Here is a 13,344-nt window from a genome sequence, read left to right as displayed (position 1 = left end):
TCCGTAAACCCCTCGTTTGACGAATCCGCCGACCGGGCCGTTGCGCAGGCTCCACTCCTGCGATCGTCTGCCCCCTGGGTCGAGCGCCTCGCGAGCGCTCGAAGTGTGCGACGCGACTAGCGCTCGATGATTGCCGTGACGCCCTGGCCGCCTGCCGCGCAGATGGAGATCAGGCCGCGGCCCGAACCCTTCTCCGCGAGCATCTTTGCCAACGTTGCGACGATCCGTCCACCGGTCGCGGCGAACGGATGCCCGGCCGCGAGCGAAGAACCGTTGACGTTGAGCTTGCTGCGATCGATCGACCCCAGCGCGGCGTCCAAACCGAGGCGCTCCTTGCAGTACTCGTCGCTCTCGAATGCCTGCAGCGTGGCCAGAACAACCGAAGCGAACGCCTCGTGGATCTCGTAGTAGTCGAAATCCTGCAGCGTCAGACCATTGCGCGCAAGCAACCGCGGGATGGCGTAGGTCGGCGCCATGAGCAGGCCGTCCTTGTACGAGGCGTTGCCGTGGACGTAATCGACCGCTGCCGTCTCGGAGTCGACCAGGTGAGCCAGTACCGGGAGGTTGCGCTCCGACGCCCACTCGTCGGTGGAGAGCAGAGCCGCCGACGCACCGTCCGTGAGAGGCGTCGAGTTGCCCGCCGTCATGGTGGCGTCGCCGAGCTTCTTGCCGAAGGCCGGCTTCAGCGTGGCCAACTTCTCCTCGATGGAACCGGTGCGCAGGTTGTCGTCGCGCGTCAGCCCGAGGAACGGAGTGACCAGATCGTCGAAGAATCCACGGTCGTAGGCGGCGGACATGTTCTTGTGGCTCGCCGCGGCCAGGGCGTCCTGGTCCTCGCGGCTGATGCCGAATTCCTTGGCCGTGATGGCGGCATGGTCACCCATCGACAGGCCTGTGCGTGGCTCGCCGTTGCGGGGAATCTCGATGCCGAGCATGGATGGCCGGACGTTGGCCAGCAGCTTGATGCGGTCCGTGGTGGTCTTGGCGCGATTGAGCGACAACAGGAACTCGCGCAGATCGTCGTTGACACCGATGGGCGCGTCCGACGTGGTGTCGACGCCGCCGCCGATTCCGGCATCGATGCGGCCCGAGGCGATGGCGTCGCCGACCGCGATGATGGACTGCAGCCCCGTCCCGCACGCCTGCTGAATGTCGTACGCAGGGGTGTAGGGGCTCAGTGCGCTGCCGAGCACGGTTTCGCGAGTGAGGTTGAAGTCGCGGCTGTGCTTGAGCACCGCGCCTGCGACAACGAGGCCGAGGCGCTCGCCCTGCAGACCGAACCGGCTGACGAGCCCGTCGATGGTGGCGGTGAGCATATCCTGGTTGGACGCCTGCGCGTACTTCTTGTCCGAGCGGGCGAACGGGATGCGGTTGCCACCGACGATTGCGACCGGTCGTAGCTGCTTGCTTGTCACTTTTCGTCTCCAAACATCGCTGAAATGGCCCTGGTGGAGTTTCATCTTACTGGCGAGTAAGTTGGTTGTCGACACCCGGTCGTGCGCTTCGCACCCGTGTGCGAAAAGTGCGGTTTGGACGGCACTTTTCACACACGGCGCCGAAGGCGCCAAGTGAAAGGTAGGACAGTGGCAGCCACCAAGGGAGCCCCAGACCTCTATTCGACGTTCCTGGCGTCCGCGCCCGGAGCCTTCATCGCGAAGCAAGCGGGTCTGCCGCAGCCCGAAAAGCTGCGCCGATACAAGCAGGGCGAGCCGCCGCTGGCGGGCCCCGTCCTCATCGGCGGCAACGGCCGACTCGTCGAGCCCCTCCGCGAACTGCTCTCCGATTACCCGCAGGCTCAGCCGCACGACGAGAAGTACGGCGCCCTGGTATTCGACGCGACGGGCATCGGCAACGTCTCCGAGCTCGAGCAGCTCTTCCAGTTCTTCCAGCCCGTCATCCGCAACCTGGCTCCGTCGGCACGCGTCGTCGTCATCGGCACCACGCCCGAGGAAACGGCCGGCGTCGACGAGCACGTCGCCCAGCGCGCGCTCGAAGGCTTCACCCGGAGCGTCGGCAAAGAGGTCAAACGCGGCGCGACGGCACAGCTCGTCTATGTCTCACCGAAAGCGTCGCCGGCAATTTCCGGTCTCGAATCGACACTGCGCTTCCTGCTGTCGGCCAAGTCTGCCTTCGTCGACGGCCAGGTCATCGCGGTAGGCGACGCAGACTCGCAGGCCCCCGCTTCGTGGGACAAGCCTCTCGCAGGCAAGGTCGCCGTCGTCACCGGTGCTGCACGCGGCATCGGCGCCACCATCGCCGAAGTCCTCGCACGCGACGGCGCAACCGTTGTCGCAGCCGACATCCCGTCCGCCGGCGACGCGCTGTCCGAAGTCGCCAACAAGATCGGTGGCACCTCCCTGGCTCTCGACGTCACCGCCGAGGACGCAGCGGAAACCCTCTCGAAGCACCTGCTCGAACGTCACGGCGGCGCCGACATCATCGTCCACAACGCCGGCATCACGCGTGACAAGACGCTCGCCAACATGGACGAGAGCCGGTGGAACTCCGTGATGGGCGTCAATCTGCTTGCCCCGCAGCGCATCACCGACCATCTGGTGAAGACCGGCGCCCTGAAGGAAGGTGGACGCGTCGTCGACGTCTCGTCCATCGCGGGTATCGCAGGCAACCGCGGCCAGACGAACTACGGCACGTCCAAGGCAGGCGTCATCGGCCTCGTGCACGCATCGGCACCCGTACTGGCCGAGAAGGGCATCACGATCAACGCCGTCGCACCCGGATTCATCGAAACCGCGATGACGGCAGCCATTCCGTTCGCCACCCGCGAGGCCGGTCGACGCATGAGTTCGCTGCTGCAGGGCGGCCAGACCGTCGACGTCGCCGAATTGGTGTCGTACTTCGCGAGCCCCGCATCGAACGCCGTGACCGGGCAGATCGTTCGCGTCTGCGGCCAGAGCCTCCTCGGCGCATGAGCGTCGTCCAGCTCACGGAGCAGCCGAAGACCTCCGACATCTACACCTCGGCGGCACTCGGAGCGTTGCCGTTCCTCGGCTCCAAGTCGCGGTCGGTGCCGGACACCGTGTTCGAACTGCGCGGTGTGAAGGTCGACAACGACAACCTCGCCGGCTACTGCCGGGCAACCGGGCTGCGCTTCGGCGACACCCTACCCGTCACGTACCCGTTCACGCTGGTGTTCCCGACCGTCATGAAACTGATGGTGTCCAAGGCATTTCCGTTCGCCGCCATCGGGTCGGTACACGCCGAGAACGTCATCGAAGCACTGCGGCCCATCTCGGTCTCCGAGCCGCTGGACATCCGCGTACACGCGGAGAACCTGCGCGAACACCGCAAGGGATTGCTGGTCGACCTGATCAGCGAAGTCAGCGTCGGGCGCGAGCTCGTGTGGAAGCAGACCTCGAGCTTCCTCAGCCTGCAGAAGACGTCACTGTCGGGCGGACCGCGAGAAGCACCGCCCGCCGACGAGGTTCCGCCGCCCCCGACGCGCACGCTGCGGGTGGATCAGAAAACCATCGGCAAGTACGCGGCGATCTCCGGGGATCGCAACCCCATCCACGTCTCGACACTGGGCGCGAAGGCCTTCGGGTTCCCCAAGACCATCGCGCACGGAATGTGGAGTGCAGCAGCCGCACTGCAGATAGTCGAGGGCCGCATTCCCGAGCGAGTCACCTACAGCGTGCGGTTCGGCAAGCCGATCTTTCTGCCCGCCACGGTCAACCTGTACGCCGGGTCGGTCGGATCAGGATGGGACCTGTCGCTGAAGAACCCGAAGAAGGGCTACCCGCACCTCACCGCGACACTGCGATGAGTCGCGTCCGTTCTCGGTGGTGATCGTTTCCGTCACCACCGAGAACGGGCGACGCGGGTGTTCAAGTGTGTGCAGTCTTCTTGCCCGCGAGACCACGCCAGGCGAGGTTTTCGAGTAGGTCGGCCGCTGCGTCGACCTCGATCTCGCCCCCGGCGACGCGGTCGGCCACGGCCTCGCCTGCACCGACCAGTGCGACCGCCATCAGCCCGAAGTTCTGTTCCGGATCGGGATCTTTGGTGCTCATCTCCAGCAGACCCGCGGTGAGCTCGATCAACCGATCGCGGCTCGTCTGCACCTGCGACGCGAACGCCGTCTGTCCGATGGCTTGGCGGTAGAGCACCATCCACGATTTCCGGTGATCCCCGACGAATCCGAGGAAGCCGAGCAGTGCGCGTCGCAGTTGCTCACGCGGCGTCAACGTCGGGTCGGCGGCAGGGGTGAGTGCTTCGACGAATTTGACGCCCTCGCGGTGGATACACGCGGCGAACAGCTCGTCCTTTGAGCCGTAATACAGATAGAGCATCGGCTTGGAGATCGCCGCCTTCTTGGCGATCGCATCCATCGAAGTATTATGGAAACCGTTGTCGGAGAACACATCCACCGCTGCGTCGAGCATCTGCTGCTCTCGAACGGCGCGGGGCAGTCGCTTGGTGCCGCCAGCCATAGGTCCTCCAAACACGGTAGAACCCATCACCTTACTCCACGGTAAGGAGGCCTGCGTCACTCCTGCAGACGTGTCCGAAACTTAGCAGGCGCCCTTGTATCGGGCGACAGTGGCAGCCGATCGATCGACCTGTTCGGGCGAGAGCCTGCCCGTCGCCACGGCGCTGACGAGGTTGTCCAGCACCTGCGGCACGTCATCGGTCGTCAGCCACAGAGCGACGTCCGCGCCGGCCACCAACGCTGCTTCGACCGCCGCGACGATGCCCAACCGGTCGGTGATAGCCGCCATCCCACTGAGATCGTCGGTGAAGATCGGGCCTGCGAGCGGCGCAGCGCCGTAACCCACACCGTCCCGAAGCAGCGCCATCGCGGCGGGGCTGATACTCGCAGGCTCACCCGGAGCCGTCAGCCCCGGCACGTCGAGGTGACCGACCATGACCCCCACACCCGTCGGCGCGAGCGCCGCGAACGGAGCCAGGTCGGATTGCGTCAACTGCTCGAGCGGCGGCGTGGTGACAGCGCCCGTGTGCGAATCGCCCGACCCACGGCCATGGCCCGGGAAGTGTTTGATGACGGGTTGTACACCTGCGTCCCGCAGACCCTGTGCGTACGCCCCCGCATACGCGATGACCTCGCCCGCATCGGCAGAGTAGGACCGGTCGCCGATGACCGAATCATCGGGTTGACTACTGACGTCGACGACGGGTGCGTAGTCGACGGTGACGCCCAAATCCTTCAGCCCGCGTCCGCGCTCTAGTGCCATCTCGTACGTCTGCTCCACCGACATCGTCTGCGCCGTCTCGCGCGCCGACGGATCGGCACCGAGCAGATCTTCGACGCGAGAAACCCGGCCACCCTCCTCGTCGATCGTCACCATCGGAGGCACTGCCGCGGCGGCGGCGATCTGCGGCACCTCCCGATTCGCCAGCGTCGACGAGTCCGTCCAACTGCCGATGAAGATCCCGCCCACCTGCTCCCGGGCCATGATGTCGACGGCGTCGGAAGTCCCCGTGACGCCGACCGTGAGGAGTTGGGCGAGGCGCTGCCGCTCGGACATTCCGGCGACGAACGTCGTGCAGGCATCGGCGGGCGGGGCGGGTGGAATCTCCGTCGTCGGCGCTGCAGAGGAAGAAGTAGAAGACGGCGCTGCATCGGAGGTCAGCGACGCGGCAGTCGTGTCCGAGCCACTTCCGCACGAGGCGAGCAAGCCGACTCCGAGGAACAGGGCCGTGGCTCGGAAGGGCGAGCGGAACGTCGTCATGGGTCTCGACGGTAGCGGAGAAGCAAGTACCGCCCGCGATCACGCCATCGGCGCGATAGCCTTGGGACAAAAGCGACATCAGGAGGGATTGACGAGATGCCCGCAGATCTGATTCTCATTGCCTACGACGGTTCCGACAACGCGAAACGAGCCATCGAATACGCCGGACGATTCTTGACGACCACCCGCGCGATCGTCGTCACTGCCTGGGAACCGATGGTGCGACAGGCAGCCAGGATGTCCGGGCTGTCCGGCGTCATGCAACCCGAGTGGGTGCCCGACGACCAAGCCGAAGACGTGGCGCTGACCGACGCCAAAGTGACCAACGACGAGGGTGTTCGCCTGGCCGAAGCCGCCGGACTGCGTGTCGAGGGGCACTGCGCGGAGTGCACGACGGCCATCTGGAGTGCCATCGTGGAGAAGGCCGACGACCTCGACGTCGACATCATCGTCACCGGAACGAGGGGTACGACTGGATTGCGGTCGCTGCTGCAGAGTTCGGTGGCCGACCATGTGCTTCGGCACAGCCATCGACCCGTACTGATCGTTCCGCCCGGTAAATAGGGGCGCGTACACCCGGCGATGCAGTGGCCGGGTGATAGCGTGATCCGCGCGTCGGGGGAATGTGGCCGTCGCTCGTGAGTGCCTGTCGACGAAAGTGGAGAACCGAGATGAAGTTCGCTGTCCCGGGAATTGTTGCTGCGGTAGTCGGCGCGGTGCTGGGCGCCGGTGTCGTGTTCGGAGTGACCGCCGCGGCGTCGGACAACACTCGTCCCGAGATCGACCGCTCCGGCAACGCCGATTCTTCGCTGCTGAACCAGGTTGAGTACGGCAGCCGCTGACGCTCCTGCTTCGATCTCTTCCGAGCCACTCGGTCGTAGGTGGCTGCTCGGCGTCTCGGCACTGGCGTTTGTTCTCTCCTTCCTGCAGGTACCCGGCTACACGGTCGCGGATACCAAATACGACCTGACGCAGAATCCCCTCGGATTCTTGGCGCGCGCCTCACATCAGTGGACGTCGCAGGCGCCCCTCGGCCAGGTTCAGAATCAGGCCTACGGCTACTTCTTCCCACACGGGGCCTTCTTCGCGCTCGGTGACATCGCTTCCGTCCCCCCGTGGATCACCCAGCGCCTCTGGTGGGCTCTGCTGCTGATCGCCGGCTTCTGGGGCATCGTTCGATTGGCCGAAGCACTCGGCATCGGCAGCCGCAGCTCACGCGTCATCGCAGCCACCGCATTCGCGCTGTCACCCCGCGTCGTCACAACCCTGGCCTCGATCTCGTCGGAAACGATGCCGATGATGCTGGCGCCGTGGGTGCTGATCCCCATCGTCAAAGCTTTCGATCCGGGCTCACGACACTCGCCGGGCCGACAGTGGGGAACACGGACATCGGCCGCGCAGTCGGCCCTCGCCATTGCACTGATGGGTGCGGTCAATGCCGTCGCTACGGCTGCCGCGTGTCTCGTCGGTGTCGTCTGGGTTCTGTGTCATCGTCCGAATCGCCGCTGGGTTGTGTTCTCCGCGTGGTGGGCAGGGTTCGTGCTACTCGGAACGCTGTGGTGGATCGTTCCGCTCCTGCTTCTCGGCACGGTCAGCCCGCCCTTCCTGGACTACATCGAATCCTCCGGCACGACAACACAGTGGGCGTCACTCGCCGAAATCCTCCGCGGGACAAGCAGTTGGACGCCGTTCGTATCCCCCGAGCGCGTTGCGGGCGCGGTGCTCGTCACGCAACCCGCCGCGGTGATCGCGACGGGCGTCGTTGCCGCGGCGGGGGTAGCCGGGCTCGCAATGAGGTCGATGCCCGCGCGTGGCCGACTGACGGTGATGCTGTTCGTCGGCATCGTCGGACTCACCGCGGGGTACGTCGGTGAGCTCGGCTCACCCGTCGGCGAATCCGTGCGACTGTTCCTCGACTCGGCGGGCGCCCCCCTGCGCAACGTGCACAAACTCGAACCGGTGGTCCGAATACCGCTGGTGCTTGGCCTCGCTCACCTGTTGGCGAAAGTTCCCCTGCCCGGCTCCGTCCCAGCCGCTACCTGGCGCAAGGCCATTGCGCATCCCGAACGGGAGAAGATGGTCGCCGTCGCCGGGCTCGTCCTCGTCGCGTTGACGTTCTCCACCTCGCTTGCGTGGACCGGCAAACTGGCCCCCCGCGGCGCCTACGAGGCGATCCCCGAATACTGGCACGAGGCAGCCGACTGGCTCACCGAACATGCGTCGGGGAGTTCGCCCGACGGGTCCGACGCGCAGCGCGCACTCGTCGTCCCCGGAGCGCCGTTTGCTCTGCAGACGTGGGGCTTGACGCGCGACGAACCCCTGCAAGCCCTTGCCACGACCCCATGGGCCGTGCGCGATTCGGTGCCGCTGACGCCGCCCGGTGCCATCCGCGCCCTCGACTCGGTGCAGCGACTCATCGCCGACGGCAGACCCTCCGCCGGCCTCGCGGACACCCTCCTCGGCCAGGGCATCCACTACGTCGTCGTGCGCAACGACCTCGAACCGGAAACGTCACGATCCGCTCGCCCCGTCCAAGTTCACGCGGCGCTCGACGGCTCACCCGGGCTACGGAAGGTCGTCGAATTCGGCGAGGACATCGCGCCCGGAACCGTCCCGGGCATCACCGTCGACGGTGACTTGCGGCCGTCCTACCCCGCGGTCGAGATCTATACCGTCGGCTCGCCCGGAGCCGTGTCCGGGCCGTACATCGTCGACCTCGACCGGGTCCCGTTCGTCCAAGGCGGGCCCGAGGTGGTGCAGCGCCTCGACGAACGACGCCGCAGCGGTGCGCCCGATCCAGTGCCCGAAGGGCCGGTCATCCTCGCCTCCGACGCCGCAGCGGCGGGCATTCCCGTCGACCGCGTGACCGTCACGGACACCCCGATGAATCGAGAGACGGACTTCGGGCAGGTCGACAGCCACAGTTCGGCACTGCGTTCCGCCGACGAACCTCGGCGCTCCCTCAACGAGGTCGCCGACTATCCGGTCCAGGGGGCCGACACCGTCGACGGTGAATGGGAAGGCGCGACCATCACGGCCTCGAGTTCCGCGTCGGATTCGACGCAGATCGGCGGCACCAAACCCGGCAGTGGTGTGGCGGCGGTCGTCGACGGCGACCTCGCGACGAGCTGGGTGAGCAACGGCATCGACAATGCTGTCGGACAGTGGCTTCAGCTCGATTTCGACGAGCCGGTCAACGGAGGCCTACTCAACCTGCGCACCAGCCCCGGCACCATCGGCGACCCGGTCAAATGGCTCGAGATCACCACTCCGAACGGCAGCACGGCCGCGCGGATCGACAAGCCCGGCGACCCGATGACGGTGTCGCTACCCGGCGGCTCGAACGCGTGGCTGCGCATCACGGCCAAGTCGACAGTCGACGGAACGAGCGGAAGCCAGTTCGGGATCAGCGAACTGACGGTGGACGACTACTCGAATCGGGACAACCCGCAGCCGGTGTCCATCGTGCACCGAGCCGTACTACCTCCCGTTTCCTCGGGCGCCGACGTGCAGGGGTGGGAACTGGGCCAGGAATTCCCCGGCCGATCCGGCTGCCTCGACACAGAGGACCGAACACGCTGCAGCAGTGGCCTTTCGGTGGCGCCCGAGGAACTGGGACGCTTCTCGCGCACCCTGGCGGTGCCGGTGGGCACGGCAGTACTTCCCGAACTGACGCTGCGCACCCGCCAGAGCCCGGAACTGGAAACGCTGCTGTCCGACACCGAACGTCCCGTCGCGAGCGGTGATTCGGACGTAGGCGACCTCCGCGGCTCCGCGTTCGCAGCCACCGACGGTGACGCCCGTACCTCGTGGACCGCCCCGGAGAGCAGCATCGAATCACGCGCCGGAACGCAGCCCACGCTGACCGTCGAACTCCCGCAGCCGACACTGGTGGACGGACTGACGCTGACTCCGAGTGTCGGCGAACTCCCCGCTCACCCGACGTCCGTCGCGGTCGATCTCGGCTCGGGCCCGCAGGTGCGCACCATCGACCCCGACGAGTCGACGACGATCGACCTCTACCCACAGGTCACGGACCGAATCGTCCTGTCGATCGTCGACTGGGACGACGTGCTCGACAAGAACTCGCTGGGTTTCGTTCTCCCCCAACCCCCCGGCCTCGCCGAGGTGACCGTGCTGTCCAACGGACGTGAAGTCGGTTCCCCGCTCGAAGAAGACCGCGCCATCACCGTCGCGTGTGACGTCGGCCCGATCATGTCCATCGCCGGCCAAACGATTCGGGCATCGGTGACCGCCACTGCGGCACAGTTCCGTTCGGGCGACCCACTGCAGGCGACGATCTGCGAGGGCCCGTTCCCCGTTCCCAACGACATCCTCAACCCGATCCCGCTGCCCGAAGGCAAGCAAGACATCGTCGTCGACCCGGGGGCGGCGTTCTTCGTCGACGGAATTCGACTGCGCACCATGCCCGTTCCCGCCGAGAGCCCCGTGAGTTCGTATCCCCGCGCCGCCGACACGACGGCCTGGGACGCCGATCACCGGGAGATCACAGTGTCCGGATCGGAGGGCGCGAAGTTGTTGGTGGTGCCGGAAAGCAACAACATCGGCTGGCGCGCAACAGCTCCCGATGGATCCACCCTCACCCCGGTCACCGTCGACGGCTGGCAACAGGGCTGGATCGTCCCCGAGGGCACGGCCGGGACGGTGACTCTCGAATACTCCTCCGACAAGTGGTACCGGCTCGGGATCTTCGGCGGGTTGCTCCTGCTGATCCCGTTGGCGTTGCTGACGCGTCGGCGGTCGCAAACCGACGGCGCGAACTCACCGGAGCCGTGGCGCAACGCGATCGTGGGTTGGGTCGCGCTCGTCGCCGCCGTGGCAGTCATGGCCGGGATCGCGGGAGTGGTGACGACGGGAATGGTCGCAGCCGCGGCCGTGGCGCTGGAGCGGCGCTTCGGGGGCGACGTCGCAGCGCGCACACTCGTCGTCGTCGCCGGTGTGGGCGCACTGACGGCCATGGCTCTGCTGTCGAAGGGTCCGTGGCGCTCACCCGACGGCTACATCGGGCATTCGTATCTCATCCAGCTGGCAGCACTGGTCGCGCTCGTCGCGGTGGCGGTGGGTGCGCTACGCGCCCGTGTGCGAAAAACGTTGCTCTGACGACCTTTTACGCACACCGGCGCGGAGCGCACTCGCACCCCAACGCCGCGCAGGCTCCTCCACCAGCGCGTAGCTCGCGGCCGCGACAGGGATGGACAGAGCCGTCGTCACGACGAGAACCAGCAGAAAGTGGCCGGAGAACGGAATGATGCCGAACACCGGGAACACCATCGCCAGAATCACCAGGTGCCAGACGAAGATGCCGTACGACCACCGGCCGAGCGCCAGGATGACCGGGTGCTCGAGGACCCTGTGACGCCGGGTCGGTTCGTCCGCGAGCACGAGAGGCGCCAGCAGCGCGAAAGCCAGCACGGCGCCGAGCACGATCTTGACCTCGAACTGCCACGGCTCGGGCCTGACCAACCCCTGCGGTCCAGCGAGGGGGGTGGCAGACAACGCGAACGCGGCAACGGCGATCCCGTACGTCAGCATCCGCCGGGCAGCGAGAGCGTGAATCCAGGACCGCGGACGCGTCGAATACTCGGCCAGGATCATTCCGGCCGCGAACCAGGCCAGGTAGCCGGGCAGCCAGTTGTCGTGGTGAATCGCGTCGGGCGTCGACACCGGAACGAACGCCCACGACAGGGAAAGCAGAGCAGCGCCGAACAACACCGGAATCCGGTACCGCGCCGAGTCGCCGCGCAACCGAACCATCAACACCGCCGCGATGGGCAGCGTCAGATAGAACGCCACCTCCACCGACAAGCTCCACATCTGCGTCATGCCCTCGGTCAGCGTCAACGGCACGAACACCTGCGTCAGCGACAGGTTCGCAGCCCACACCCGCCAACTACCACCCGCGTTGGGTAGGAACAGCAGCACCAGCGTCACGACCACCCAGTACGCCGGGAGGATGCGGACGGCTCTGGACCAGAAGTACTGCCGGAACGGCTGCGCTCGCCCCAGGCCCCGTGCCTGCGCCGCGTGGGGCCGCCACAGCAAAAATCCGGACAGCGCGAAGAACAGGGCGACGGTGAGGTCGAATCGACCCCAGATGCGGCCCATCACCGCGGAGTTGGCGGCACCGGTCTGAAAGGCGACGTGCGTGACGATGATGCCGAGCGAGGCGAATGCGCGCATCCCCTCGAGCGACGGGATGAAACCCCGCAGCGGCACCACATCGGCGGGCAAGGATCGGGTGGGTGTGTTCATGGCCCCACCAGTCAAGCATCCTGCTCTACAAAGTCGCGGGATCCTCGGGCGTGCCCGCGACCACGGGGGGTGATGGCTGTTACTGTCACCTCCGACGTGGCGATACCAATCGGACACTCCAGGAACGGGCGGTTTTCCACCCCGAACCTGTCGGGGGTGGAAGCGCGGCGCGCCGGAAAACGACTAAGGAGATTCTCACATGGCGGAGCGCTCAGGGCCGAGCCGGATAATAGCCCTCGTACTCATCGGCTTGGGCGCATTCCTGCTGGTAGCGGCAATTCTCATCCCGACCTACACGGTGTCGCGCCTCGAGAAGACGCCGCTGGATCTCGAAGTGACGACGGTGTCCACCGGCACCGGTAGCGTGCTCGATTCCGCGTCGCTCACCGCAGGCCGCGCCGAGGTGAAGGAGAACGTTCCCTTCGTCTCGCAGCGCTTCGTCACCGTCGAAGAGCCGTCGGACTCCGACGTCATCACCGTCCAGGCCGGTACGACACTGCGCCAGTCCGACGTGCAGGGCGACACCGGACTCCGCTCCGCGACCATCGACCGCGTCACGCTGGATCGGGTGACCTCGATGCCCGTCGACCAGCCCGTCGGAACCATTCAGGTGCAGGGAGACAAGCCGGCCGAGGAAGTTGCGCACACCGGCCTCCAGTACAAATTCCCGTTCAACGCGGAGAAGAAGTCGTACCCGTACTTCGACATCAACGCCCGCGAGTCGAAGGATGTCGAGTTCGTCGAGGAAACCGAGCTCAACGGCACCACTGTTTACAAGTACGAGCAGACCGTCGGCCCGGTCGACCTCTCCGGTGTCGTCAACCTGCCGACCAACAAGGTCACCCTGCCCGCGAGCACCTGGGGTGTCGAGGGCGGCGAGGCACCGGTCACGATGACGCGCTGGTACGAGAACACCCGCGCACTGTGGGTCGAACCGAAGACCGGCGTCATCGTCAAGGGCGACGAGCAGATCCACCAGTACTACTCGCGCACCGCGGGCCAGCCCGAGGTCGACGTGCTCAACGTGCCGCTGGCCTTCGACGAGAACACCGTCGAGTACCAGATCCAACAGGCCAAGGACGGCATGGATCGCCTGTCGCTGTTCGGACGCACCATTCCGATCATCGCGGGCATCCTCGGCCTCATCCTGCTGATCGTCGGCTTCGTCCTCGGATTGCGCGGCGATCGCGGCACTGGCCACCCAGTGCGTGACAACACTCCCCGTCGCACCGACGGTGGCGGCACCGCGGCACCGGGCGAGCCGCGTAATCGTGACTGGACGACGGATCAGACCGAAGTGATTCCCAGGACGAACCTCAGCAAGGAATAACTGCTCCCACTGCTTACAAGCCAGCGACGGCGC

Annotated in this window: 10 protein-coding genes; 6 read left to right on the top strand and 4 right to left on the bottom strand. The window is 66.3% G+C overall.

The genetic code is table 11. The features are described 5' to 3' along the window. Positions 1-116: 116 nt before the first annotated feature. Entirely contained in the window at positions 117-1,460 is a 1,344-nt protein-coding gene (locus WBQ44_RS21025) for an acetyl-CoA C-acetyltransferase (protein WP_495568607.1), read from the bottom strand. Positions 1,461-1,583: 123 nt separating this feature from the next. On the opposite strand from WBQ44_RS21025, the gene WBQ44_RS21020 reads away from it, so the two are divergent. After that, positions 1,584-2,930, top strand: coding sequence for a 3-oxoacyl-ACP reductase (locus WBQ44_RS21020; RefSeq protein ID WP_495568606.1), 1,347 nt, complete (start codon positions 1,584-1,586; stop codon positions 2,928-2,930). Continuing rightward, entirely contained in the window at positions 2,927-3,784 is an 858-nt protein-coding gene (locus WBQ44_RS21015) for a MaoC/PaaZ C-terminal domain-containing protein (RefSeq protein ID WP_495568605.1), read from the top strand. The genes WBQ44_RS21020 and WBQ44_RS21015 overlap by 4 nt, the downstream gene beginning before the upstream one ends. Before the next feature lie 61 nt (positions 3,785-3,845). On the opposite strand, the gene WBQ44_RS21010 is transcribed toward WBQ44_RS21015, so the two are convergent. Together WBQ44_RS21010 and WBQ44_RS21005 are read right to left on the bottom strand one after the other, a co-directional pair. After that, positions 3,846-4,448 carry a TetR/AcrR family transcriptional regulator gene (locus WBQ44_RS21010; RefSeq protein ID WP_495568604.1) on the bottom strand — a complete coding sequence of 201 codons (603 nt, stop codon included), beginning with the start codon at positions 4,446-4,448 and terminating at the stop codon, positions 3,846-3,848. A gap of 81 nt (positions 4,449-4,529) precedes the next feature. Further along, positions 4,530-5,708: a glycoside hydrolase family 3 N-terminal domain-containing protein gene (locus WBQ44_RS21005; protein WP_495568603.1), complete on the bottom strand. Its 1,179-nt coding sequence runs from the start codon at positions 5,706-5,708 to the stop codon at positions 4,530-4,532. A 96-nt stretch (positions 5,709-5,804) separates the two neighbouring features. On the opposite strand from WBQ44_RS21005, the gene WBQ44_RS21000 reads away from it, so the two are divergent. The 3 genes from WBQ44_RS21000 to WBQ44_RS20990 all read left to right on the top strand — a co-directional run bounded on the left by WBQ44_RS21000 (position 5,805) and on the right by WBQ44_RS20990 (position 10,829). Continuing rightward, complete coding sequence (locus WBQ44_RS21000; protein WP_495568602.1) at positions 5,805-6,272, top strand: universal stress protein; 468 nt, start codon at positions 5,805-5,807, stop codon at positions 6,270-6,272. A 107-nt stretch (positions 6,273-6,379) separates the two neighbouring features. Further along, the gene (locus WBQ44_RS20995) at positions 6,380-6,550 is read left to right on the top strand and encodes a DUF2613 domain-containing protein (protein ID WP_495568601.1); all 171 of its coding nucleotides are present in this window, start codon (positions 6,380-6,382) and stop codon (positions 6,548-6,550) included. Then, complete coding sequence (locus tag WBQ44_RS20990) at positions 6,531-10,829, top strand: alpha-(1->3)-arabinofuranosyltransferase (RefSeq protein ID WP_495568600.1); 4,299 nt, start codon at positions 6,531-6,533, stop codon at positions 10,827-10,829. Before WBQ44_RS20995 ends, WBQ44_RS20990 begins: the two co-directional genes overlap by 20 nt. On the opposite strand, the gene WBQ44_RS20985 is transcribed toward WBQ44_RS20990, so the two are convergent. Then, positions 10,797-11,981: an acyltransferase family protein gene (locus WBQ44_RS20985; RefSeq protein ID WP_495568599.1), complete on the bottom strand. Its 1,185-nt coding sequence runs from the start codon at positions 11,979-11,981 to the stop codon at positions 10,797-10,799. The two genes, WBQ44_RS20990 and WBQ44_RS20985, sit on opposite strands and share 33 nt — an antisense overlap. Before the next feature lie 199 nt (positions 11,982-12,180). Here WBQ44_RS20985 and pgfA point away from each other — a divergent pair, with 199 nt between their 5' ends. Continuing rightward, entirely contained in the window at positions 12,181-13,311 is a 1,131-nt protein-coding gene (gene pgfA / locus WBQ44_RS20980) for a cell envelope lipid trafficking protein PgfA (RefSeq protein WP_495568598.1), read from the top strand. Positions 13,312-13,344: the final 33 nt, after the last annotated feature.

Origin of the sequence: Rhodococcus sp. (in: high G+C Gram-positive bacteria), assembly GCF_049591685.1 — a bacterium.
In the GTDB taxonomy this organism is placed as follows: Bacteria; Actinomycetota; Actinomycetes; order Mycobacteriales; family Mycobacteriaceae; genus Rhodococcoides.
This window is presented reverse-complemented; position numbering and strand designations above follow the sequence as displayed.